This window comes from Amycolatopsis orientalis DSM 40040 = KCTC 9412 (genome assembly GCF_000478275.1).
GTDB lineage: Bacteria > Actinomycetota > Actinomycetes > Mycobacteriales > Pseudonocardiaceae > Amycolatopsis > Amycolatopsis orientalis.
Window position 1 is genome coordinate 41319 of the sequence record NZ_ASJB01000085.1, and the last position, 23091, is coordinate 64409.

General features: G+C 69.8%; 23 protein-coding genes. 17 read left to right on the forward strand and 6 right to left on the reverse strand.

Annotation, left to right across the window (positions count from 1 at the left end):
• The first annotated feature begins 31 nt into the window (after positions 1-31).
• Positions 32-412, forward strand: coding sequence for a PPOX class F420-dependent oxidoreductase (locus L324_RS35060; protein ID WP_037319127.1), 381 nt, complete (start codon positions 32-34; stop codon positions 410-412).
• Between the two features lie 162 nt (positions 413-574).
• Positions 575-1561, forward strand: a complete 987-nt coding sequence (locus L324_RS35065) for an MCE family protein (RefSeq protein ID WP_037319131.1) — start codon at positions 575-577, stop codon at positions 1559-1561.
• A gap of 3 nt (positions 1562-1564) precedes the next feature.
• On the opposite strand, the gene L324_RS35070 is transcribed toward L324_RS35065, so the two are convergent.
• Positions 1565-2029: a hypothetical protein gene (locus tag L324_RS35070; protein WP_438938475.1), complete on the reverse strand. Its 465-nt coding sequence runs from the start codon at positions 2027-2029 to the stop codon at positions 1565-1567.
• Complete coding sequence (locus L324_RS35075) at positions 2022-2387, reverse strand: hypothetical protein (protein WP_037319365.1); 366 nt, start codon at positions 2385-2387, stop codon at positions 2022-2024. The genes L324_RS35070 and L324_RS35075 overlap by 8 nt, the downstream gene beginning before the upstream one ends.
• A gap of 423 nt (positions 2388-2810) precedes the next feature.
• Here L324_RS35075 and lanKC point away from each other — a divergent pair, with 423 nt between their 5' ends.
• The 4 genes from lanKC to L324_RS35090 all read left to right on the forward strand — a co-directional run bounded on the left by lanKC (position 2811) and on the right by L324_RS35090 (position 9240).
• Positions 2811-5354: a class III lanthionine synthetase LanKC gene (gene lanKC / locus L324_RS35080; RefSeq protein ID WP_037319135.1), complete on the forward strand. Its 2544-nt coding sequence runs from the start codon at positions 2811-2813 to the stop codon at positions 5352-5354.
• A 40-nt stretch (positions 5355-5394) separates the two neighbouring features.
• A complete protein-coding gene (locus L324_RS42605; protein ID WP_152547097.1) occupies positions 5395-5538 on the forward strand; it encodes a SapB/AmfS family lanthipeptide in 144 nt (47 codons plus the stop codon).
• Positions 5539-5753: 215 nt separating this feature from the next.
• Positions 5754-7433, forward strand: a complete 1680-nt coding sequence (locus L324_RS35085; RefSeq protein WP_037319138.1) for an ABC transporter ATP-binding protein — start codon at positions 5754-5756, stop codon at positions 7431-7433.
• A 70-nt stretch (positions 7434-7503) separates the two neighbouring features.
• Positions 7504-9240: an ABC transporter ATP-binding protein gene (locus L324_RS35090; protein ID WP_037319141.1), complete on the forward strand. Its 1737-nt coding sequence runs from the start codon at positions 7504-7506 to the stop codon at positions 9238-9240.
• Here the strand turns inward: L324_RS35090 and L324_RS35095 are convergent.
• Both L324_RS35095 and L324_RS35100 read right to left on the reverse strand, forming a co-directional pair.
• A complete protein-coding gene (locus L324_RS35095) occupies positions 9202-9615 on the reverse strand; it encodes an acyl-CoA thioesterase (RefSeq protein ID WP_037319145.1) in 414 nt (137 codons plus the stop codon). The genes L324_RS35090 and L324_RS35095 overlap by 39 nt on opposite strands.
• Positions 9609-10841: a hydroxyacid-oxoacid transhydrogenase gene (locus tag L324_RS35100; RefSeq protein WP_037319148.1), complete on the reverse strand. Its 1233-nt coding sequence runs from the start codon at positions 10839-10841 to the stop codon at positions 9609-9611. Before L324_RS35100 ends, L324_RS35095 begins: the two co-directional genes overlap by 7 nt.
• Positions 10842-11023: 182 nt before the next feature.
• On the opposite strand from L324_RS35100, the gene L324_RS35105 reads away from it, so the two are divergent.
• The 3 genes from L324_RS35105 to L324_RS35110 all read left to right on the forward strand — a co-directional run bounded on the left by L324_RS35105 (position 11024) and on the right by L324_RS35110 (position 13563).
• Positions 11024-12673, forward strand: a complete 1650-nt coding sequence (locus L324_RS35105) for a thiamine pyrophosphate-binding protein (protein WP_268871968.1) — start codon at positions 11024-11026, stop codon at positions 12671-12673.
• A gap of 272 nt (positions 12674-12945) precedes the next feature.
• The gene (locus L324_RS43165; RefSeq protein WP_162835891.1) at positions 12946-13122 is read left to right on the forward strand and encodes a hypothetical protein; all 177 of its coding nucleotides are present in this window, start codon (positions 12946-12948) and stop codon (positions 13120-13122) included.
• Between the two features lie 237 nt (positions 13123-13359).
• Positions 13360-13563 (forward strand): cold-shock protein, encoded by a 204-nt coding sequence (locus L324_RS35110; protein WP_037319152.1) that lies wholly within the window; start codon positions 13360-13362, stop codon positions 13561-13563.
• Positions 13564-13624: 61 nt separating this feature from the next.
• Here L324_RS35110 and L324_RS35115 read toward each other — a convergent pair whose 3' ends face one another.
• Both L324_RS35115 and L324_RS35120 read right to left on the reverse strand, forming a co-directional pair.
• Positions 13625-14284, reverse strand: coding sequence for a response regulator (locus L324_RS35115; RefSeq protein ID WP_152547098.1), 660 nt, complete (start codon positions 14282-14284; stop codon positions 13625-13627).
• Complete coding sequence (locus L324_RS35120; protein WP_051174272.1) at positions 14281-15522, reverse strand: sensor histidine kinase; 1242 nt, start codon at positions 15520-15522, stop codon at positions 14281-14283. The genes L324_RS35115 and L324_RS35120 overlap by 4 nt, the downstream gene beginning before the upstream one ends.
• 142 nt (positions 15523-15664) lie before the next feature.
• Here L324_RS35120 and L324_RS35125 point away from each other — a divergent pair, with 142 nt between their 5' ends.
• The 8 genes from L324_RS35125 (at position 15665) to L324_RS35155 (ending at position 23088) form a co-directional block, all read left to right on the forward strand.
• Positions 15665-16363, forward strand: a complete 699-nt coding sequence (locus tag L324_RS35125) for a hypothetical protein (RefSeq protein ID WP_051174274.1) — start codon at positions 15665-15667, stop codon at positions 16361-16363.
• A 78-nt stretch (positions 16364-16441) separates the two neighbouring features.
• Positions 16442-17323 (forward strand): diacylglycerol kinase family protein, encoded by an 882-nt coding sequence (locus L324_RS35130; RefSeq protein WP_051174275.1) that lies wholly within the window; start codon positions 16442-16444, stop codon positions 17321-17323.
• A 71-nt stretch (positions 17324-17394) separates the two neighbouring features.
• The gene (locus tag L324_RS35135; protein WP_037319154.1) at positions 17395-18654 is read left to right on the forward strand and encodes a GAF domain-containing protein; all 1260 of its coding nucleotides are present in this window, start codon (positions 17395-17397) and stop codon (positions 18652-18654) included.
• Positions 18655-18720: 66 nt separating this feature from the next.
• Positions 18721-18843, forward strand: a complete 123-nt coding sequence (locus L324_RS43930; protein WP_268871967.1) for a hypothetical protein — start codon at positions 18721-18723, stop codon at positions 18841-18843.
• Between the two features lie 8 nt (positions 18844-18851).
• The gene (locus L324_RS35140; protein ID WP_037319156.1) at positions 18852-19979 is read left to right on the forward strand and encodes a sensor histidine kinase; all 1128 of its coding nucleotides are present in this window, start codon (positions 18852-18854) and stop codon (positions 19977-19979) included.
• Positions 19976-20614 carry a response regulator gene (locus L324_RS35145; RefSeq protein ID WP_037319159.1) on the forward strand — a complete coding sequence of 213 codons (639 nt, stop codon included), beginning with the start codon at positions 19976-19978 and terminating at the stop codon, positions 20612-20614. Before L324_RS35140 ends, L324_RS35145 begins: the two co-directional genes overlap by 4 nt.
• Before the next feature lie 105 nt (positions 20615-20719).
• Positions 20720-22123, forward strand: coding sequence for a GlnX family signal transduction membrane protein (locus L324_RS35150; protein ID WP_037319161.1), 1404 nt, complete (start codon positions 20720-20722; stop codon positions 22121-22123).
• Positions 22123-23088, forward strand: a complete 966-nt coding sequence (locus L324_RS35155) for a glutamate ABC transporter substrate-binding protein (protein WP_037319164.1) — start codon at positions 22123-22125, stop codon at positions 23086-23088. The genes L324_RS35150 and L324_RS35155 overlap by 1 nt, the downstream gene beginning before the upstream one ends.
• Positions 23089-23091 lie beyond the last annotated feature (3 nt).

Genomic DNA, 23091 nt, shown 5'->3' on the forward strand with positions numbered 1-23091 from the left:
ACGTTTCCGGCGGCCGTCCCGTCCAGGGGATATGACTACACAACTCGCCCGGTTCACCGGCCAGAAGACGATTCTCCTGAAGACCTTCAAACGAGACGGGACGGCGGTCGGGACGCCGGTCAACATCGCCGTCGAAGGAGACCACGCGTTCCTCCGCACCTACGACGCGGCGTGGAAGGCCAAGCGGATGCGGAACAACCCGCAGGTCGAGATCGCTCCTTCGACGTTCCGTGGCGTCCCGACCGGGGAGGCGGTACGCGGGCACGTGCGTCTGCTCGACGGGGCCGAAGCGAAGCACGCCGCCGCGTGCCTCGCCAAGAAACACCGGCTGCTGCACGGCTTCCTCGTTCCGATGCTGCACCGGCGGAAGAAGTACACGACCCTCCACTACGAGCTGAAGCTGGATCATTAGCGTCCTCGTGCCGAAGTCGGCACCGTACACAGAGGCATCGATCGAGCGCTGTCGTCTGTCCTTTGTGGACAATCGACACCACTCGATCGGTGCAACGTTTCGCCTGGCGATCGACCGGAGCGGCCCCTAGGCTTTTCCGACTGTGACCTGCGAGGTGAGACGATGAGGTCCTTCGGCTCGGCGGATCCGGTCAAGGTGGCGCTCGCCGGGCTCACCACGATGGCCCTCGGCATGGCGGCGGCGCTCAACGCCGACGCCCTGCCGGTGATCGGCGGCGGCACCGCCTATTCGGCCGAATTCTCCGACGCGGGCGGGCTGCGCGCGGACAACGACGTCCGGATCGCCGGGGTGAAGGTCGGGAAGGTGTCCGAAATCGACCTCACGGGCGATCGGGTGCTCGTCTCGTTCCGGGTGAAGGACGCCTGGCTCGGCGACGCCACCGGCGCGTCCATCCAGATCAAGAACGTCCTGGGGCAGAAGTACCTGGCACTCGACCCGCGCGGTGAAACGATCCTCGACCCGGGCGAGCCGATCCCGCTGCGGCGGACCACCGCACCCTACGACGTCCTCGAAGCGTTTCGAGATCTGTCGAAGACCGTGGACGACATCGACGTCGACCAGCTCGCGAAGAGCTTCGACACGATTTCAGCCACTTTCGCCGATACGCCGGCCGATGTCCGCGCCGCGCTCGACGGGATTTCGAAGCTCTCCGGCACCATCGCCTCGCGCGACCGGCAACTCCGGACCCTGGTGGCGAACACGCGACAGGTCTCGCAGACCCTCGTCGACCGCGACGCCGAGGTCCAGCGGCTGATCCAGGACGGTGACACGCTGCTGCGCGCGATCTCCGCCCGGCAGCAGGCGATCAAGGATCTGCTCGACGGCTCGAAACGGCTGGCGACCGCCCTCGACGGCATCATCGCCGACAACGACGGACAGCTCGGGCCGGTGCTCGAACAACTCGACAGGCTGACGTCGATGCTTCAGCGCAACCAGGACTCGCTGGCCAAGGGCATCGCCGTGTTCGCACCGGCGATCCGGTTGCTCACCAACGTCGGGGGCAACGGACGCTGGATCGACGGCTACCTGTGCGGGCTCGTCCTGCCGTCGTTCGGCCCGCTCAACGAAAAAGGCTGCTTCGAGAAGTGAGGGTCACGGCTTCGTCCGCCGGAGCCAGAACAGTCCGATGACCGGCAGCACCAGCGGGATGAAGAGATAGCCCTGCCCGTAGACCGACCACACGGTGGCGTGCGGGAAGGCCTCGCGGTCGAAAAGACTGAACGTGCCCACGGTCAGCACGCCGATCAGCTCGATCCCGCAGGCGAGCAGCGCGATCCGCCACCAGCCCGCGCCGCGGCGGGCGAGGGCCACGGTGGCCAGGAGATAGACGACGGCCGCGAACGCGGACAGGACGTAGGCCAGCGGGGCCTCGTGGAACTTGGTGCTTATCTGCACGGCCGCGCGTGACGTCGCCGCCAGCGCGAAGATCGCGTACACGGCGACCAGGATCCGGCCAGGGCCCGACGCCTTGTCCTGGGACGCCTTGTCCTGAGCGGTGTTCTCACTGACGTCCTGGGTGGCTTCGCCCACCGTGTTCTCCTCGGTTCCTTCAGGCACTGGCACCCGCCCACACCTCGTTCAGCCGGAGCACCATCACCGGGATGGCGAGGCAGGCGATCCCGAGGATCGCGGTGCTCGACCGCGTGCGCTCCGCCAGCGCCCAGAACGTCCCGAGCGGGAGCACGACCAGGCAGCCGATCAGATAGGCGAGGTAGGTGGCCATGCTGCCGGGGCGGCCACCGCCGATCAGCAGCACGACGCCGATGACGAGCTGGGCCACCAGGAGGAGTTCGACCACGCCGAGGGCGATGAGCAACGGGTTGTCCGGCAGTTTTTTTCGCACGGACTGCACGAAACTCCACGCCGCGACCAGCGTCGCGCAGATCGCGACGGTCACCGCGAAGCCTGTGATCACGTCCGCCTCCTTACCTACTCCGCCGGTCGACAACGTACCTTCGGGCGCCTTGTCGCCGTCGGCCGACCGGCGGGCCGCGTGGCGGGCGCCACGAGGCTCAGTGGTCCAGACCTCGGGTGAATAGATCACGAAGCATGTTCGGTTGGCGTTCTGCCAATTTGTCCGGACATTATCGTTTTAGCGCTTCGACCAGGTATTACGACGCAGATGCGATCCTGTTACACACCGACCGGGTGGTTGGAAACCGAGTTGATCTCACCCTGGGTACGCCTACTATTCGGTAGGTTTCGAATTCACGTCCCTGAACAGCCCATCCGAACCCCCGATATGGCGGATTGGCCGTTCGCAATCCTGCGGGTGGAATATTCCCCATCGCGATGGTGCACTTGGCCCATCCGATTGGTGCCAAGGAGGGGGCGCTCGATGGACATCCGGTACGAAGCGTATTGCTTCGCGGATCCGCTGTTCTTCGATGAGCAACGGGAAACCGGAGACGCCGCCGACGATTACGCCGCCCTGTTGCCCGCCCCCGAGATCGGATGGCGCGCCGGAGCGCGCGGAGTGTGGCGGATGCTGCAGCCACTTGCTCGAAACCTTCCCTTGCAGGGCTGGAAAATCCATGTGTCTGCAGGTTTGAGCAATGCCGAGCGGGTGCTCGTGAAGGTGCACGAGCATTGTATCGAGCACAATGTGTCGTACAAGCATCTGCGCTCCAGGGGAACCCTGCTGGCCCGGAATTCCAAATACGCGCCGCGTGACGGAAGCGGTAAGTTACTGACTCTTTATCCAGCTGACAACAACGAGCTGGAGCGTGTTCTCGCCGACCTGTCGGTGAAGCTCGATGGCGAACCGGGTGCGTATATTCTCAGTGATCTACGCTATGGTGCCGGCCCGCTCTACGTCCGTTACGGCGGATTCGCCGAGCAATGGGTCGAACTGGACGGCAAGCGCGTCCTCGCGGTGCGCAAGCCTGACGGCACGCTGGTCCCGGACAAACGCGAGCCGACCTTCTCGGTCCCCGACTGGGTGACGATTCCGGAGTTCCTCGCCCCGCACCTCGCGGCCCGCAAGGGCGGCGACCCGGCGCAGTTCCCCTATCGAGTGAAGAAGTCCCTGCACTTCTCCAACGGCGGCGGCGTGTACCTCGCCGACCGGAACGCCGACGACGAGCAGGTGGTCCTCAAGGAGGCCAGGCCGTACGCAGGCCTCGACCGCGACCTGATCGACGCCGTCGAGCGGCTCCGCCGGGAGCACGAGGTGCTGGAGCGGCTCAAGGGCATCGAGGGCATCCCTACCGCCCATGACCGCTTCACCGTCTGGGAGCACCACTTCCTGTCGATGGAGTACATGCCCGGTGTCCCGCTCGGCAGCTGGCTCGCCCGCAACTACCCGCTCACCCGCCGGGACTGCACCGAAGCCGACATCGTCGCCTACACGAAACGCGCGTTGGCGCTGGTCGAGCGCGTCGAGAAGATGATCGAGGCGGTGCACGACCGCCGGATCGTCTTCGGCGACCTGCACTCGATGAACATCCTGGTCGACGGCGACGACGACGCGGTGTCCCTGATCGACTTCGAGATGGCGGCCGACGTCGACGGCGGTGCCCGGCCCGCACTCGGCGCCCCCGGTTTCCGCGCCCCGCGGGACCGGCACGGATTCGAGGTCGACGAGTACGCGCTGGCCGTCTTGAAGTTGTGGATCTTCCTGCCGCTCACCACCCTTCTCGAACTCGCCCCGGCGAAGCTGCGCGGGCTCGCGGATTTCGTCCAGCGGCGCTTCGACGTCCCGGAGGGCTACGCCGACGCGATCGTCGCCGAGCTGGCGCCCCGGAACGCCCCGCCGCGGTCGAGCGAGACCGAACTCGACCAGGACGAACCGGACTGGGCGCTGGTCCGCAAGCAGATCACCGAAGCGATCCTCGCCAGCTCGACCCCCGAACGCACCGACCGGCTCTTCCCCGGCGACATCGAGCAGTTCCGCGTCGGTGGGGCGTGCTTCGGGTATGGCGCGGCCGGCGTCCTCTACGCGCTGAACGCCGTCAACGGCGAACGGTATCCCGATCACGAGAAGTGGCTGCTGGAGTCGGTCCGGCGCGACCCGCCGGGACGGCCGGGGTTCTACGACGGCTCGTACGGGATCGCCTACGTGCTCGAAGAACTCGGGTACCGCGACGAAGCGACCAAGATGTTGTCGGCGTCGGCGACGCTGGTGGAACAGACCACCGACCACGGCCTCGAAGGCGGCCTGTCCGGGATAGGCCTGACCCAGCTGCACTTCGCGGTGAAGCGCAAGGACAACGAGTTCGGCAGGCAGGCGCTCGCCACCGCCGTCCGGCTCGCCGAAGCGCTGGAGACCGCCGACCCGCCCGGCGACTTCGCCAGGGCCGGGCTGCTCAACGGCTGGTCCGGGCCGGCGCTGCTGTTCATCCGGCTGTTCGAGCGCACCCGCGAAGAGGGCTGGCTCTCCTTCGCCGACCAGGCGCTGGAGCGTGACCTGGAGGAATGCGTCGAGTCCGACGACGGCTCGCTGCAGGTCCGTGACGGCGAGACCAGGACCTTGCCCTACGCGGGTGTCGGCAGCGCCGGGATCCTCATGGTCGCCGAGGAGCTGGCGAAGCACCGTCCGGACGCGAAGGCGTTGAAGAGCCTTCCCGGTCTGCGCGAAGCCTGCCGCGGCGAGTTCGTCATCCACCCCGGCCTGCTGTTCGGCCGGTCCGGGCTGATGACCGCGCTCGCGATGGGCGCGGAGCCGGACCAGCGGGTCCGCGACACGATCGACCTGCATCTTTCCCGGCTGGCCTGGTACGCGGTGCCGTACAAGGGCGGCCTGGCGTTCCCCGGCAACCAGCTGCTGCGGCTGTCGATGGACGTCGTCACCGGCGGCGCGGGCATCCTGCTCGCCCTCGCCGCGACCCTGGACGGGAAGGCCGTGCTGCCGTTCCTGTCCTCCAGAACTGCCGGTCGCTGACGACCGGCGGACCAGGAAAACAACGAAAGGGAACACGATCATGGAAATGGTTCTCGACCTGCAGGCCCTGGAAACCCCCGAGGTTCTCGAGGGCGGCGGCGGCGGCAGCCACGGCGGCGCGAGCAACCTCAGCCTGCTGGCCTCCTGCGCGAACAGCACGGTCAGCCTGCTGACCTGCCACTGATCGCTGACTGATCACTGAGGGCGCGGGAGCGGCACAGGCCAAGTGCGCCGCTCCCGCGCCTTCATTTTGCCGTTCGGTTCATCTCGTTGGGATCACGTTGTAAGGAGTGGGATGCGAGCCGAAAGGGCCCTTCGCCGCATGCGATGCGACTAAAGGGCCCTTCGCCGCGTGAGAAGAGGGGAAAGTCCCCTTCACCTCGGACACTAAGGAGTGGGATGGCGGGTTCCGCCGATCGCCTGCTGGTCTCCGTGACCATGCTGGATCGCCCCCGCCTGATCGCGCTGATCCTGAGCGCCCTCGCGGGGACCGCCGCGGGGCTGCTCCTGCCCGGCGCGCTCGCCGCCGCGGTCGACGCCGTGGTCGCGGGACGCCCCAGCTTCCCCGAGGTGTCGTGGCTGCTCCTGCTGGGCTTCACCGAAATCGCCGTCGGCCTGATCGGCGGGATCCTCACCGCGCGGATGACCGCCTCCGCGACCGCGTGGCTGCGCCGCAAGCTCGCCGACCGCTATCTCGCGCTCGGCACCCGATCCACCTTCGCCGACGGCGACGCGATCAGCAGGCTCACCGGTGACTGCACCGGCGCCGGTCTGGTCGCCTCGGTCGTCGTCCAGCTCGGCTCGTCGACGCTGATCTCCGGCGGCGCTGTCGTCCTGCTCGCGCTGATGGACTGGCGGCTCGCGCTCGTCTTCCTCGGCAGCATCCCGTTCGCGCTGATGCTCGCGCGCACCCACTTGAAGAACACCGCCGACGACGTCCTCACCTACCAAGAGGTCTCCGGGGAACTGGCGGCGAGGATGGTCGACGCCGTCGCCGGGCTGCGCACGATCGCCGCGTCGGGTACCGCCGACCGTGAAGCCGAACGAGTGCTGCGGCCGCTGCCGAAACTGAGTCTCGCGGGGCGGGGAATGTGGCGCACGCAGGCCAGGATGGTGTGGCGATCCGGACTGCTGCTGCCCGCGGTGGAACTCGCCGTGCTGGCCGCGGCCGGATTCGGCGTGCTGGAGGGGAGGCTGAGTGTCGGCCAGGTCCTCGCCGCACTCGGTTACGTCGCGCTCGGCATGGCCATGGTCACCCAGATCCCGTTGCTCACCACGCTTTCCCGCGCACGGTCGTGTGCGCGGCGGATCACCGAGGTACTGCGGTCGCCCGCCCCTGAACCGGGCAAGCTGGGGGTCGTCCCCGGCCGGGGCACACTCGAACTGCGCGGCGTCACGGTCGAAGGCGCGTTGCGGGAGGTCGACCTCGTCGTCCGCGGCGGCCGGTTCACCGCCGTCGTCGGGCAGTCGGGCTCGGGGAAGTCCGCGCTGGTCAACGTCCTCGGCGGCCTGCTCATCCCGGACGAGGGGACGGCGGTGCTCGACGGCCGCCCGCTGGAGGACCTGCGCCCGCACGAACTCCGCGCGGTCGTCGGATTCGCCTTCGAACGGCCCGCGCTGCTCGGCGCGACCATCGGCGACGCGGTCGGGTACGGCTCGTGGGCCGGTGAGGCCGCCGTCCGCGCCGCCTGCCAGTCCGCGCAGGTCGACGACCTGATCGTCCGGCTGCCGAACGGGTACCGGACGCCGCTTTCGGAGACGCCGCTCTCCGGCGGGGAGGCGCAGCGGATCGGGCTGGCGCGCGCGATCGCGCACGCGCCGAGGGTGCTCATCCTCGACGACGCCACCGCCAGCCTCGACACGGTCACCGAAGCCGCCGTCGAGGAAGCCATCGAACGCACCCTGCCCGGCCGGACCCGGGTGGTGGTGACGCATCGCGCGGCCACCGCGGCGCGGGCGGACGCGGTGGTGTGGCTGGAAGGCGGCCGGATCCGCGCGGTCGGCACCCACGAGGAGCTGTGGCGGAAGCCCGCTTACCGGGCCGTCTTCACCGGGAGCTTGGGGGCGGAGCAGAGGTGAACAGCGAAAAGCGCACTGAGCACGACGCGATCGCGGTCGCGGGTTCGCCAACGAGCACCGAGGGGGCGCAGTGAGCGTCTGGGACCTCTATCGCTCGGCGCTGGCCGGGCAGTGGAGGGGCGGGCTGGTGCTCCTGGCCTGTTCCGTGCTGGAGAGCGCGCCCGCCTTCTTGTCCGGTCGCCTGGTCGAACTCGCGGTTGACGAGGGGTTTGCCGCGGATCGGCCAGGCACCGGACTGCGTTGGCTCGCGGTGTTCGGTCTGGTCGCGGTGATCGGGGCGCTCGGCTCGCGACTGGTGTGGCATCAGCTCGGCAAGGTCGTCGAGCCGCTGCGCGACGCGCTGGTGACCGCCGTGGTGCGCGGAGTCCTGCACGATCCTTCGCCACCGCGGAACCAGCCGGACGCCAGCGGCGTCGCCCGGATCACCCAGCACGTCGAGGTGGTCCGCGACGCCACGGCCGGGTTGCTGGTGCAGGCGCGCGGGATGATCGTGACGACGGTGGCGGCGCTGGCCGGGTTGTTCACCGTCGCCGGTTCGCTCGCGCTGATCGTCGCGATCCCGGTGGTGGTCGCGGTGCTGGTCTTCGCCTGCCTGCTGCCGTCGCTGGCCCGCCGTCAGCGCGCGCTCGCACTGGCCGACGAACGGACCGCCGAGATCGCGGGCGCGTCGTTGTCCGGGATGCGCGACATCGTCGCCTGCGGTGCGGAACCCCTTGCCGCGCTTGAGCTTTACGACGCCATCGACATACAGGCCAAGGCGGCCGTGCGGGTGGCGCGGTCGGGGGCGGCGCGGACGGTGGTGATCGCGACCGGCGGGTTCGTGCCCTTGCTCCTGGCGCTGCTGGTGGCTCCGGGCATGGTCAAGGACGGCGTGCTCACCGCCGGTGCCGCGCTCGGCGCCCTGGTCTACCTCGCGACGACGATGCAACCGGCGTTGCGGGGACTGGCGTCGACCGCGAGCACCGTGGTGCTGCGGCTGATCGTCGCGCTGCGGCGGCTGGCGGAGACCGCGGAAGCCGAACCGGAACCGGACGGGACGGCCGAACCCACCGGGACCGCGATCTACGTGCGGGACCTGACCTTCAGCTGGGGCGCGGCGGCGGAGCCGGTGGTGCGCGGGCTGAACCTGCATCTGCGCCCCGGCGAACGGCTCGCGGTGGTGGGGCCGAGCGGGATCGGCAAGTCGACCCTGGCCGGGCTGCTGACCGGGATGCTCGAACCGCAGGGGGGCCGGGTGCTGCTCGGCGGGGTCCCGGTCCGGGAGATCCCGGCGGCGGTGCGGCATCGGATGGTCGCGCTGATCCCCCAGGAGGCGTACGTCTTCGCGGGCTCGGTGCGGGACAACATCGGCCTGTTCGCGCAGACGGCGATGGACGCCGAACTGTGGGCGGCCGCGACCGCCGTCGGGGCGGAACCGCTGGTCACGCGGCTGGGCGGACTGGACAGCGAGATCGGGCACGGGACGCTGTCCGCCGGCGAAGCGCAGCTGATCGCGCTCGCGCGGGTGTACGCGAGCGACGCGGGCGTCGTCATCCTCGACGAAGCGACCTCGCACCTCGACCCGCCCGCCGAAGCCCGCGCGGAGCGGGCGTTCGCCGAGCGGGGCGGGGTGCTGGTGGTGATCGCGCACCGGCTGTCGTCGGCGTTGCGCGCGGACCGGGTCCTGGTGATGGACGGCAAGGAGACCGCCCTCGGCACCCACCTCGAACTCATGGACCGGTCCACGCGCTACGCCCAGCTCATGCACGCGTGGGCGCCGCGGTTGCCGCTACCCGGTGAGCAGTTCTTCGAGCGCGCTCCTGAGTAGACCTTCGACGGGCACCGGACGCCGTGACTCGCGATCGACGAAGACGTGCACGAAGTGACCTTCGGCGATCACCGTCTCCTTCGAGTACATCCCGACCTCGTAGCGGACACTCGACCGCCCGAGATGCCCGACCCGCAGGCCGACCTCGAGTTCCCCGGGGAACGACACCGAAGCGTGGTACTTGCACTGCGATTCGACGCACAACCCGATCACGCCACCGGTTTCGATGTCGAGTCCGCCGCGTTCGATCAGCCACGTGTTGATCACGGTGTCCATCACCGAGTAGTGGACGACGTTGTTGACATGCCCGTAGACGTCGTTGTCCTTCCACCGCAACGGAACCGTCTGCCAGTGCGGGTACTCGGCGTTCACCACAGCGTCACCGAATCCCGCAGGATCCCGGCGAGGTCCGCTTCGGACGCCTCACGCGGCGCCGTCGCCAGCAGCCGTTGCTGTTTCACCGTGCCGGACAGCAGCGAGTCCACATCGGACTCCGTGTAGCCGACGGCGCCGATCCCGTTGGGGATCCCGATCTCGCGCATGAGCCGTCGCAGCACCTCGGGCAGATGGTCCTGCAGATCGCCCGGCCATTCGAAGTCAGGCGCGAGCAGCCTGGCCACCCGGAGGTGCCTGTCCGGGCAGGCGTCGTAGGTGAAGCGGAACGCCGCGGGCGCGGTCAGCGAGACCGCCATCCCGTGCGGCACCATCGGCTCTTCGCCTGGATAGCCGTCCGGGTGGAATTCCCGCACCTGCCCGGCGATCGGATACGCGTTGGCGTGCGGGATGTGCACCCCCGCGTTGCCGAAGCCGAGTCCGGCGAACGTCGCCGCGAGCGCCATCGCCTCGCGTGCCTTCATGTCCGACCCGTCCCGCACCGCGGCGGGCAGCGCCCACGACAGCAGCCGCAGCGACTGCTCGGCGAACATGTCGGCCAGCGGATTCGCGCCACAGTAAGGAACCCGGTCCTCCGGGCGTTTCCGGTCGAAGTCGGTGTACGGCTTGGCCGTGTAGCTTTCCGCGGCGTGGCAAAGGATGTCCATCCCGCTCGCGGCGGTGACCTCCGGCGGCTGCGAGACCGTCAGCTCCGGGTCCACCACGGCCAGGCTCGGCCGAAGCCGGAGATGGCTGATGCCGCTCTTCACCCGCAGTGACAACACGTCCAGCACGCACACCGTCGTGCTCTCCGAACCGGTGCCGGTGGTGGTCGGCACCGCGACCAGCGGTTTCAGCGGTGCCGTCGGCGCGCGGCCGCCGCCGACCGGCGCGTTGACGTAGTCCATCAGGTCGCCGTCGTTGCTGGTCAACAGGTTCACCGCCTTCGCGGTGTCGATGACCGACCCGCCGCCGACGGCGACGAAGGCGTCCCACTCGCCTTGCCCCTTGGCGAAGTCGACGGCCTTCCGCATGCTGACGTCGGTCGGCTCGACATGCACTCCGTCGAAGACGACCGCTTCGATGCCGTAGCTCCGGATGCCTTCGGCGATCCGTTGGGGCCGGCCCGTCGCGGCGACCACCGCGTCGGTCAGCACGAGCACCCGCCGGGCGCCGTACTGCGTGAGGTCGTACCCGATCTCGTCGCTCGACCCGGTGCCGTATTTCAAGGCCGGTGCGCCGTATGTGAAAACTGTTTCACGTCCAGCGGTGGCTGAGGTCACGTTTCCGCGCTCCCTTGCTCGAACACGTCCCGATTTCGGACATTCTGCCGCCCCGGGGTTGCCGGAATCGAAAGATCGCTTGACGGCACCGATCACCGCCCGCCTAAGCTCTTCTCATTAGATACCAACTGGGAGCGTCCGTCGCCCACACGGCCGTGCGGATCCTGACCGAGGCACGAGTCCACCGCGTGTACGCGGTGGCGGGTGACTCTTTCCTGGATCTGCTCGACGCACTGCAACGCGAGCGGTCGATCACCTTCGTCTCGGCGAGGCACGACACCGGCGCGGCCTTCATGGCCGAGGCCGAAGGCAAGCTCACCGAACACCCGGCGGTCCTGCTGGCGGGCCGGGGGCCGAGCGCGGCCGGGCTCGCGATCGGCGTCTCCACGGCGTACCAGGACGAGAGCCCGATGGTCGTCCTCCTGGAGAACCCGCCGTCGAGTCCCGGCCCGACCAGCGAACTGCCCACCGCCGACCTGACCGCGATGTTCGAACCCATCGCCAAGTGGACGGGCCGCGCGGAGACGCCGGAGGAGGTCCCCGGGCTGCTGGTCGAGGCGCTGACCCGCTGCCGCGAAGGGCGTCCCGGCCCCACCGTCGTCGCCGTCCCCGCCGACTTCTGGGGTGTCCCGTTCGACTCGGCCAAACCGGTCGCGTCCGTGCGGCCGCCCGCCACCGGCGCGCTCGGCCGGACCGCCGAGGCGGTCGCGCAGCTGGTCGACGAGGCCCGCTACCCGGTGGTGATCGTCGGCGGCCGGGCCCGCGCGGCGCGGGACGAGCTGATCGCCGTCGCCGACGAGCTCGCGCTGCCGGTGTACAACGCCTTCCGCCGTCAGGACGCCTTCCCCGAGAACCACGCGCGCTACGCCGGCCACCTCGGCATCGGCATCCCCGCGCGGCAGCTCGACGCGCTGGAACGCGCTGACCTCGTCCTCGCGCTGGGCACGCAGCTCGACGAGGTCACCACCCAGTCCTATCGCTACCCGACGCCGTCGCAGACGCTGGTGCTGGTCGGCACCGGGATCGAGCCCGCCCGGCGCGGCGGCCTGACCTTCCGGGTCGACTCGGAGGTCGAGCCCTTCCTGCGTGAACTGCGCACCGTCGCCTCGCCGCGGACCCGCCGCGCGTCGGCCGCGAACGCCGCCGTGCACACCTTCATGACACCGCCCGACACCAGTGGCGCCACCCGCGTCCATCCGGCCGATGTCATCCGCGCCGTGCGCAAACTCGCGCCCGAGGACGCGATCGTGACCAGCGACGCGGGCAACTTCGCCCAGTTCATGCACCGCTACTGGTGTTTCACCGCGCCGCGCAGCCAGCTCGGGCCGAGCAACGCCGCCATGGGGTACGCCGTCCCCGCGGCGATCGCGGCGAAACTCGCCGAGCCACGCCGGACGGTGATCGCGATGGTCGGCGACGGCGGGGCGCTGATGACCGGGCAGGAGATCGAGACCGCCGTCCGCTACCGGGTGCCGGTGACCGTCCTGGTGTTCCAGAACGGCCTGCACGGTCCGCTCGCCGTGCACCAGGCGCGCAAGCACGGACGGCTGTCGGGCGTGACCGTCCCCACCACCGACTTCGCGTCGTGGGCACGCGGGCTCGGCGCCGCCGGGTACACCGTGGACGACCGCGAGGAGCTGGAGCCGATCATCGCCAGCGCGCTGGTCCGGCAACGGCCGTGCGTGATCGACATCAGGACGGATCCGGACGTGGTGACGCCGGACATCCGGCTGACGAGCCTGCTGGGTGCCGCGAGGCCACAGCAAGGCGGCCAGTAGGGATTACCGGGCGGTACTTTTTCTCAGGGGATACACAGAAACCCTTGTGGTGCCGCCTTCACCTGCCCCAAGGGGTGGGAAAGTGGTGACGACTCGGCCGAGTTTCGGTCGCGGAGACCGGATTTTGTCGGCGGGCCGTGGCACAATCGCCGCAACACCGAGAGTCCGATGAGGACTGGGTGGGCAGGAGCGGCCAGCGGGGCCGCGGCCGTCCGCCGGTGAGTTGTTGGCACGCAGTAGGTACAGCGTTGTGTTGACACAGGGGAGAAAACATGGCTGACGAGACGAAGCCACAGGACAAGTCCAAGTCCGTTTCCGGCGTGGTGCCGGTGCAGTTCAGCGCGGACGCGGAGACCCACGACGTCGCGGTCGTGGCCACCAACCGCGAAGCGTTGCGCCGTTCGCCGTTCGGCGCGGACGTACCGCTGCGCGCGGCGAGCGGCGAATAGAGCCGAGTGGTAAAGAGCACCGCGCGGGGCGCCGCACACCCGGGTGAAGACGCTTGTCGGCCTGCGTGCGGTGTGCTTTACTGATTAAGGTCTCGATTTTTGTGTTCGTGTTGGTTCACGCTCGCAGAACTCAGCGGGCGTAGTGTCTCCTCGCACATCTGAGGAAGCAAACCGTCTGGTCATGACCCGGGCTGCCGACGTGGCTTCCTGTTTGTTTGTGTTGCATATGGAGATTTTATGACTCAGGGCACTGTGAAGTGGTTCAACTCCGAGAAGGGGTTCGGCTTCATCACTCCCGACAACGGCGGCGGCGACGTCTTCGTGCACTACAGCGAGATCAAGGGCAACGGCTTCCGTACCCTCGAGGAGAACGCCCGCGTGGAGTTCGAAATCGGGCAGGGCGCGAAGGGTCCGCAGGCCACCTCGGTCAACGTGATCTGATCCAGGCTTTCAAGCAGGGCCGTCTCCTCCGGGAGGCGGCCCTGCTGCTTTTTCCGGGTCCTCACGGGGAGACGAGCCCGGTTTCGTAGGCCAGCACGATGGCCTGTGCCCGGTCCCGGAGCGAGAGCTTCGCGAGGATCCGGCCCACGTACGTCTTCACCGTCTGCGCCGAAAGCACCAGATCCGCCGCGATCTCCGGATTGGACCGTCCTTTCGCGATCAACCGCAGCACCTCGCGCTCGCGTTCGGTCAGGACGTCGAACCGGGCGGGCGAGGGCCGCGGATTCGGTGCGACGGCGACGAAGTTCGCGATGAGCCGCTTCGTGACGGCGGGGGAGAGCAGCGCGTCCCCGGCGGCGACCACGCCGATGGCGCCGATCAGTTCGGCCGACGGCGCGTCCTTCAACAGGAACCCGCTCGCGCCCGCCCGCAGGGCCTCGTAGACGTAGTCGTCCAAATGGAACGTGGTCAGGACGATCACCTTCGGCTTCTCGCCGTCGCCTTCGAGCAGCCGCCGGGTCGCTTCGAGCCCGTCCATCACCGGCATCCGGATGTCCATCAGGACGACGTCGGGTGCGGTGGTCAGCGCGGCGATGCCGTCCAGTGCCGCCAGTCCGTCACCGGCCTGGCCGACGACGTCCAGTCCGGGCTGCGCGTCCAGCAGGCTCGCGAAACTCTCCCGCACCATGGCCTGGTCGTCGACGATGAAAACGGTGGTCACGCTTCCCCCGTGAGTTTCAGCGTGACGGCCACCCGGAATCCGCCGTCCGCCCGCGGCCCGGTCTCGCACGAGCCGCCGATCAGCGTAACGCGTTCGGCGATCCCCGCCAGGCCGGTGCCGTCCCCGGCCGAAGGGGCCGGAACCCGGTCGGGTGGCCCGTTCTCGACCAGGATCGTGAGCGCTTCCGGCTCCCGTCGCACCTCGACGTCCACCCCCGAACCCGGGCTGTGCCGTGCCGCGTTGCTCAACGCCTCCTGCAGGATCCGGTACGCGGCGAGGCCGATCGTGCCGGGGACGTCGTCGCCGCCGGTGATCCGGGAGCGCACCTCGACGCCGGACGCCCGGCAGCCGTCGAGCAGCCCGGGGACCTCGGCGAGGCCCGGCTGCGGCTCGTGTTCCGGTTCGGTGTCGTCGTCCCGCAGCACGCCGACCAGCCGCCTGGCCTCGTCCAGCGCTTCCCTCGCCGCGACGCCGAGTGCGCGGAACTCCTCCGCGATGCTCTCGTTGACGTCCGGGAGCCGGTAGCGCGCGCTGTCGGTGCGCAGGGCGATGAGCGAGAGGTGGTGGCCGATGATGTCGTGCAGTTCCCGCGCGACCAGCGCGCGCTTCTGCAACGCGGTCCGCTTCGCCCGCTCTTCGACCGCCGTGCGCTCGGCCGTGTCGGCCTGCGCCAGTGCCCGCCTGCGTTGCTGCATGCCGTAGCCGGCGACGACGGTCACGGCCACCACGAGCAGGGCCAACACCAGGGTTTTCGTGCCCGTGCGAGGGATCTGGGCGAGCCCGACCGCGACGGCGAGCAGCACCGCGATGATCGAGATCCCGGTGCCCTGCTTGGGTTTCGTCCGGGCGAGGGTCATCGCCAGCACCGGCAGGTACGGCAGGACGTGGGTCTGCAACGGCCATTCGCTCAGCCTCGCGTGGAACGGTGGTTCGGGTGCGGGGAAGAGGACGGCGATGGTCGCGGTGACCATCCCGACCGCCGCCACGCGGACCGCGGTCAGCGGGAAGCGCACGACCAGCAGCGGCGGCGCGACCTGCAGGAGCAGCAGGAACGAGACCAGCGGCAGGCTTTCGGGACCGAGGTAGTGCCCCCAGGCGCCGAAGGTCACGCTCGCCAGTACGGCGAGTATCGAGACTGCGAGGACCCCTTTGAGCCAGCCCGGCACGTGCCACCAGGCCGAAGCCGGTTCGAGATCGGCGTCGCGCCCGGTCAGGAGTGCCCACCCCAGCGAATCCATGGCCCGACGCTAACGACGCGGCGGTCCGGGCACATCCCCGCGTGGGGGACAGCCGGTGTCCCCCAGGGGTGACGAAAGTCGAGGTCTCCGCCTGACTTTCGAGCGCTGCCCAGGACCGCCGTGACCGGCGACGATCCACACCATGAACGGGAAGATCGGCGGAGTGGCCTTGGTCCTCGCACCGCTCGTGTGGTTCGCGGGCCTGTTGTCGCGGCATCTGGTGCTGAAGGACTTCACACCGGAGCAAGTGGCGTGGTTCGACCAACAGCCCTTCGCCGCGCCCGGGCAATTGGCCGCGTACGCCGCGAATCCCGGCTTCGTCACGGCCGCGTACTCGCTCTTCCTGCTCGGCATGGTCCTGTCCTTCGTGGCGTTCCTGGCGCTGGCGAAGCTCGTCGCGGCGAAAGCACCCGCCCTCGCCGCCTGGGGCCTGATCCTGCTCGTCTTCGGCCTGTTCGCGCGGCTCTACTTCGCGGGCATCGATCTGACGGCCTTCCGGCTCGTCGACACGCTCGGGGTGGACCAGGCGACCAAGATCGTGATGGACGGCTACGTGGACCTTTCCTACGGGTTCTGGCGGATCCCGGTCACCGCTTCCGTCGGCCAGTTCGCCGGGGGACTGGTGCTGGCCATCGGGACCTATCGGGCGGGGATCTTCGGCACCGGACGTGCCCTGATGTTCCTCTGGCCTTGCACCATGTGGGTGGGAGTTCTCAAGGAGAGCGACCTCTACGGGGTGCTCGGAGCGGGTGCCGCCTGCCTGGTCCTGGTGCCGCTCGGCGTGCGGATACTGCGGAATCGGCCGCCCTCGGACCGGGTGCCGCGACCCCTCTCCTGGTGATGCAACCTTCTGCAACTCTTTCTTTCGCGGCCCCGGCGTCGTTTCCTTGTAGGGACTTGGCGCGGCAGCGGAGGACATGTGGGCGAAGCGGTTGCGGGGATCGTGGCGAACCCCGCTTCGGAGCGTGACATCCAGAGCCTGCGTTCGGCACTCCGCGTGGCCGGCGTCGGCCGCGTGATGGTGTGGACCGAGGCCGGGAAGATCATCGGCACCGTCCGCCGGATGGTGGACGCCGGCGCGGGTGTGGTCATCTGCGCGGGCGGGGAGGGCATGATGCGGGCCGCCGCGGCCGCCTGCGGCGACGTACCGCTGCTCATGCTGCCGTCCGGGAGGGCCGCCGCGCTCCCCGAACCCACCGTCGCCGGGCTCGCCGCCGGACTGCTGGCCACCCATCAGGTGGACATCGACCTGGTCACGAACCGGGCGACCGTCCTCGAGGTCGTCACGAAGGCGCGCCGGGAGATCGCGCTGACCGACGTCAGCGTGTCGGCGGAGCAGCGGTGGGATCCCGCTTCGCTGACCGAGCTGTACTGCACCTTCGCGGTGCCGGACGGGATCGGCCTGTCCAGTATCCCCGGCAGGCTGTGCCCCAGTCCGAAGTCCACTGTGGACGGTGTCGCGGTCTCCCTCGGGCCGGTCGACGAGACGCCCTACGTCGTGCAGGCGCCGATCGCGCCCGGCGAGGTCCGGGCGGTCGGGGTGCGGGGCTGGAGCGTGCTGCACCCGGGGGTCCGGGTCGACCTCGCCGCCGCGGGCGGCTCCATCGCGCTCGACGGCGAGCCGCATTTCGTGCTGAAGCGGGGAGAGAGCGCTTTCGTCGAGCTGAAGCCCGAAGGCCCGTGGTGCGTCGACGTCCGCGCGGTGATGGCCGAGGCCACCAGGAAAGGCCTGCTCCTCGGCCGGAAACCGGTGGGCAGCTTCCCCGTGTCCCACCTGGTGGATGCGCCCTTCACCGGGTAAGCCCGCCCAGGTCACAGAGGCCTTCCGATCGCCGGTCCCGCCGGGCACACTGGTCGAAACGGACCAAAGGAGTGGGCCAGGTGCAGCTGGAGGCCGCGGTGCCGGTCGGCGCGGATCCTCGCCGTCACGCGCGCGTCCTCGCCCAAGTGCACGAAGCCGCCCTCTCCGGCGAAGCGCTTCCGAGTCACCCGCGTGCCGTCATCGGCGCGTCCTGGCAGCGCATGCGCCGTCTCGGCCTCGACCCGGACCGCGGCGCGCCGGTTCCCCTCCTCGTCCCGGAACAGCTGGAGGCGCGCCGTCGCGAGAGCGGGCTCGCCCCTGTCCTGCCCGCCCTGCGCGGTGCCCTGATCGGCCTCGCCGAACAGGCCGCGCACATCATGGTGGTCTCCGACGCCGAGGGCCGCGTCCTCTGGCGCGACGGGAGTGCCGCGGTCCGCCGCCGCGCCGACGGGCTCGGCTTCGTCGAGGGGGTCGACTGGCGGGAGGAGTCCGTCGGGACCAACGCCATCGGCACCGCGCTGGTCGCCGGGCATCCGGTCCAGGTCTACTCCGCCGAGCACTACGTCCGCAGCCAGCACGACTGGACCTGCGCCGCCGCGCCGCTGCGCGATCCGAGGGACGGCAGGCTGCTCGGCGCCGTCGACCTCTCCGGCCCCGCCTCGACCGTGCACCCGACGACGCTGGCCCTGGTCGACGCCGTCGCGAAGCTCGCCGAAGCGCAGCTGCGCACAACGCACCTCTCCGAACTCGAACGGCTGCGTGGCCTCGCTTCGCCGTTGCTCGCCAAGGTGCAGGGCCGGGCGGTGATCGCCGACCCGCACGGCTGGATCGCGGCGTCGGCAGGCATCGTCCCGATCGGGCGGATCGCCCTGCCGAGCGACGCGACCGCGGGCCGGACCTGGCTGCCCACCTTCGGCGACTGCCTGCTGGAGCCGCTGCCCGGCGGCTGGCTCGTCCGGCTGACCGACGAGGAGGACGCGCCGCCGACCCGGCTCGTGCTCGACCTGAGGTCGTCGCGGGAGAGCACGCTGCGCGTCTCGGGTGCGGCGGGGACCTGGTCACATCGGCTGAGCCCCCGGCACGCGGAGATGCTGTACGTCCTCGCGCGCCATCGGGAGGGCCGGTCGGCGTCGGAACTCTCGCTCGACCTCTTCGGCGACGCCGGCCGCACCGTCACCGTCCGCGCGGAGATGTCCAGGATGCGGCGGCATTTCGGCGGGATCCTGCTGGCCAGGCCGTACCGGTTCGCCGACGACGTCGAGGTCGTCGTCGAGCGGCCCGCCGACGGCGAAGTCCTCCCGCACTCCCTCGCGCCCGCCGTCCGCGCCTGATCTCCACCCCCGGTTCAACCCGGCGATGGTCCCGGTCCACCCACCGGGGTGCCTACCGTCCGGCGCATGGGAAACATGAACGGAAAGGCCCTGCTGGGCATCGTCGCGATCGGTATCGTCGTGCTCCTCGGATTCCTGGCCTACCGGCTGATCCTGGTGGAGCTGATCACGCGCCTGAGCGATCACTGAGGAGTGAAATGGGGAAGCGCGAACGACCGCTGCTCCCCGACACGATCGCGCCGAGCTGGCTGGTCGTCCAGCTGCTCGGCACGGCCGCGGTCGTGGTGGTGCTGCTGACCGTGCGCGAGTCCCAGGGGTGGATCTGGGTGGCGTACGGCGTTTGCGGCGTCTGCTGGCTGGGTTTCGTGGTGGCGGCACCGTTGTCGCCACGGCTGGCGACGCTGTTGCTCGCGGTGGCGACCGTCCCGCCGTCGCTCACCCTCGGCTGGGCGGAGGATTCCTCCGCCATCGTGCTCGCCGTGGTCACGGTCAGCCGGTTCGCCACCCTGACCGGACCGTCGGTGGCCGCCATTGTCGGGGTGGTGGGCCTCGACGTCGCCCTCGCGGCGTTCCCCGGTCTGCTCGTGGGTTCCTCGTTGGTGGTGGTGTTCGGCAACGTCGGCGTGCTGCTCGTCCTGATGCTGCTGGGGCTGAACCGGCGGCAGTACGAGGTGCAGGCGGATCAGGCGGCCGCCCTGCTGGAGCAGACCAAGCTGGCGCAGAGCGAACACGCGCGGGCCGCCGCGCTCGACGAACGGACGCGGATCGCCAGGGAGATCCACGACGTCCTCGCGCATTCCTTGGGGGCGCTGGGGGTTCATCTGGAGGTCGCCGAGGCGCTGCTGGCCGAGAAGTCCGATGTGGACGGTGCGCTCGGCAGGGTCCGGCTGTCCCGGCGGTTGGCCGCCGACGGCCTGGCCGAGGCGCGTGACGCCGTCGCGGCTCTGCGCAGCGACGTCCCGTCGCTCGCCGAAGCCCTGCGGCTGCTGGTGGAAGCGCATCACGACGGAGTGACCTTCGAGGTCTCGGGGGAGCAGCGGCCGCTGCCGTCCGCCGTGGTGGTCTCGCTCGTGGCCGTCGCGCGGGAGGCGTTGACCAACGCGGCCAGGCACGCCCCCGGCCGTCCGGTGTCGCTCCGGCTGCGGTTCACCCCGGCGGAGGTCCGCTTGCGGGTGCGCAACGAACTCGGCGACCCCGCCCGATCGGAGGACACCGGCGGCTTCGGTCTCACCGGGATGCGGGAGCGGCTCGCGCTCGCGGGTGGCACGCTGACCGCGGGCCCGGACGACGGGCACTGGACGGTGGAGGCGGTGGTGGGCGCGTGATCCGGGTGGTCGTCGTCGATGACCAGCAGGTGATGCGCGAAGGGCTCGTCGCGCTGCTCGGGCTGATCGACGGCGTCGACGTCGTCGGCTCCGCGGGGGACGGACGGCAGGCACTCGACCTGCTCCGCGGGACCGCGGCCGACGTCGTGCTGATGGACCTGCGCATGCCCGTCCTGGACGGGGTGGCGACGACCAGACTGCTCAAACGCGATCACCCGGAGGTCGCGGTCGTGGTCCTGACGACCTACGCCGACGACGCTTCGATCGCCGACGCGCTGCGCGCCGGAGCCCGCGGCTACCTGACCAAGGACGCCGGCCGCGCCGAGATCGGGGCGGCCGTCCGCTCCGCCGCGAACGGGCAGGCGATCTTCGCCGCCGAGGTCTCCGACAGACTCGTCGCCGCGCTGGAGGCCAGAACGGTCACCCGGGCCAAGTCCGAGTTCCCGGACGGCCTCACCGCACGCGAAGCCGAAGTGCTCGGCCTCATCGCGCGGGGGCTGTCCAATCCGGAAATCGCCGCCGAGCTGTACATCGGCGAGGCCACCGTGAAAAGTCACATCAACCACGTCTTCGCCAAGATCGGTGTGCGCAATCGTGCGGAGGCCGTGCGCTACGCCCTGGAAAAGGGCCTCTGACGCGGTCGGCAGATCACGTGCCGATGACACACGCCGGTGTCACTGGCTGCGCTGATCCCGACTCGGATACCTTCTTGCGGGTAGAGCCAATGGGGAGGATCGGCGATGACGAGCACTGTGACCCGGCCGGGGCCGCCGGGGAGCCCCGCCGCACCGGCGCCGCCCCCTGCGCCCGAAGGCCGCAGCGGGATCGCCGGACTGCTCGAGCTGCCGGGGAACGGGATCCGCGCGATCGTCCGGTCCGCGGCGACCACCCCGGGCAGGCTGTCGGTGATCGCGATCGGGCTCGTCCTGCTGTCGCTGGTCGCGGGCCTGTTCGGCACGCTGGCCGCGCAGGACAAGAAGGACACGATCAACGGCCTGATCGACCACCGCGAACCGCTGGCCGCCGCCGCGCAACAGGTCTACCGCGCGCTTTCCGACGCCGACGCGACCGCCGCCAGTTCGTTCCTCTCGATCGGCACCGAGCCGCTCCCGATGCGTCAGCGGTACGAACGCGACATCGCGGAAGCCGGTGCGGCGCTGGCGAAGGCGGCGTCGGACTCGTCGGGCGTCGACGAGGCGGCCGAGCAGATCAACACCCTCGGCCGCGAGCTTCCCGTCTACACAGGACTGATCGAGACCGCGCGTACCTACAACCGGCAGGGTTATCCCGTCGGCGCGTCCTATCTGCGTGAGGCGTCCGAGCTGATGCGGGCGAAAATCCTTCCCGCGGCCCAGGATCTGTACCGCATCGACACCGACCGGCTCGCCGCCGAACAGGACGACGCGACCGGATTCCCTTGGCTGGCAACGGCTTTGGTGCTCGCCCTGCTCGCCGCGCTGATCGTCACCCAGGTGCACCTGACCCGGAAGACCAACCGGCTGCTGAACGTCGGGCTCGTCGTCGCGACCGTGTCGGTGGTGGTCGCCCTGCTGTGGGGCGCGGTCGCGCTGATCGTGCAGAGCACCCTCGTCGGCAGCGGTGAAGAAGACGGCTCGCACCAGGTGGACGTCCTCGTCCGGGCTCGGATCGCGGCGCTGCAGGCGCGAGCCGACGAAACGCTGACCCTCGTCGCCCGCGGCGACGGCGCGGCGTACGAAAAGGACTTCCGCGATCTCGCCGGGCAACTCGGCGGGTCGGACGGCCAAGGCGGCCTGCTGGGCGAGGCCCGCGGCCTCGCGGCGGGCGGCGCGGCCGCGGACAAGGTGGACGCGGCCATCCAGGCGGCGTCGGCGTGGTTCAAGGCGCACGCCGAGGTGCGGCGCCAGGACGACGACGGCTTCTATCAGGACGCCGTCGCCACGGCCATCCGCGACGACAAGAAGGACGGCGCGGCCGGGGCGTTCCTGCGGCTCGACGAGAACCTGGTGGCCGCGATCAACGTGGGACGGCAGGAGTTCCTCGACGACACCCGCGGCGCCGAACGCGCGCTGACCGTGCTCGCGCCGGGAATCGCGGTGCTGGCGCTGATCGCGGCGGCGGGGTCGGCGCTGGGAATCCGTGAACGGCTGAGGGAGTACCGGTGATGCGGAACGGTCTGCGAGGGGCCGTGCTCGGCGCGGTCCTGGTGCTGGCGACGGCTTGTGGCAGCGCGGGGGCGCCGGTCGACCCGGCTCCGGTCGGCGACGTCGCCCCGCCGTTGCCCGCGAACGTCGGCGGGGCGGACAACGCCGGTGGCGGCGGGACGGCCGACACGAGCTGCAATCCGCTGGCGAGCCTGCGGCCGATCAACGGCACGCAGATCAGCAGCGGCTCGACGATGGCGAAGATCAAGGAGAACGGCAAACTGATCGCCGGCGTCGACCAGACGACGTTCCTGTTCGGTTTCCGGAATCCGACTTCTGGTCAGCTCGAAGGCTTCGACATCGACATGGTCAACGAGATCGCCAAGGCGATCTTCGGCAGCGCGGAAGGGCGTGTGCAGTTCCGGGCCATTCCGTCGAAACTGCGGGAAGAAGTGCTCGAGAAGAAGCAGGTCGACATCGTGGTGCGGACCTACAGCATCACCTGCAGCAGGCTGAAGAAGGTCAACTTCTCGACGGCGTACTACCAGGCGGGACAACGGATCCTGGTCGAGTCGGGCTCGAAGGTCACCCAGCTCTCGGACCTCGCCGGGCGGCGGGTGTGCGCGACCAAGACGTCGACCTCGCTGACGAAGATCGCGTCGGACCCCTCGAAGCCGGTGCCGGTCTCGGTGGACAACTGGTCGGACTGCCTGGTGATGTTGCAGCAGAAACAGGTCGAGGCCGTGTCGACGGACGACGTCATCCTCGCCGGGATGCTCGCTCAGGACCCGACGCTGAAGATCGTCGGGGACCGGTTCACCGAGGAGAACTACGGCATCGGTGTGCCGAAGGAGAACGAGGACATGGTGCGGTATGTGAACGCCGTGCTGGAGAACGTGCGAGGCGGGGCGTGGCAAGCGATCTACGCGAAGTGGATCGGGAACAAACTCGAAGGCGGGACGCCGCCCTCACCCCAGTACAAGTGAGAA

What these genes read in the sequence shown, in the direction of transcription:
- L324_RS35060 (WP_037319127.1), top strand. Translation starts at nt 32, where the DNA reads ATGACTACACAACTCGCCCGGTTCACCGGCCAGAAGACGATTCTCCTG.
- L324_RS35065 (WP_037319131.1), top strand. Translation starts at nt 575, where the DNA reads ATGAGGTCCTTCGGCTCGGCGGATCCGGTCAAGGTGGCGCTCGCCGGG.
- lanKC (WP_037319135.1), top strand. Translation starts at nt 2,811, where the DNA reads ATGGACATCCGGTACGAAGCGTATTGCTTCGCGGATCCGCTGTTCTTC.
- L324_RS42605 (WP_152547097.1), top strand. Translation starts at nt 5,395, where the DNA reads ATGGAAATGGTTCTCGACCTGCAGGCCCTGGAAACCCCCGAGGTTCTC.
- L324_RS35085 (WP_037319138.1), top strand. Translation starts at nt 5,754, where the DNA reads ATGGCGGGTTCCGCCGATCGCCTGCTGGTCTCCGTGACCATGCTGGAT.
- L324_RS43165 (WP_162835891.1), top strand. Translation starts at nt 12,946, where the DNA reads ATGGCTGACGAGACGAAGCCACAGGACAAGTCCAAGTCCGTTTCCGGC.
- L324_RS35110 (WP_037319152.1), top strand. Translation starts at nt 13,360, where the DNA reads ATGACTCAGGGCACTGTGAAGTGGTTCAACTCCGAGAAGGGGTTCGGC.
- L324_RS35120 (WP_051174272.1), bottom strand. Translation starts at nt 15,522, where the DNA reads ATGGATTCGCTGGGGTGGGCACTCCTGACCGGGCGCGACGCCGATCTC.
- L324_RS35125 (WP_051174274.1), top strand. Translation starts at nt 15,665, where the DNA reads ATGAACGGGAAGATCGGCGGAGTGGCCTTGGTCCTCGCACCGCTCGTG.
- L324_RS43930 (WP_268871967.1), top strand. Translation starts at nt 18,721, where the DNA reads ATGGGAAACATGAACGGAAAGGCCCTGCTGGGCATCGTCGCGATCGGT.
- L324_RS35140 (WP_037319156.1), top strand. Translation starts at nt 18,852, where the DNA reads ATGGGGAAGCGCGAACGACCGCTGCTCCCCGACACGATCGCGCCGAGC.
- L324_RS35150 (WP_037319161.1), top strand. Translation starts at nt 20,720, where the DNA reads ATGACGAGCACTGTGACCCGGCCGGGGCCGCCGGGGAGCCCCGCCGCA.
- L324_RS35155 (WP_037319164.1), top strand. Translation starts at nt 22,123, where the DNA reads ATGCGGAACGGTCTGCGAGGGGCCGTGCTCGGCGCGGTCCTGGTGCTG.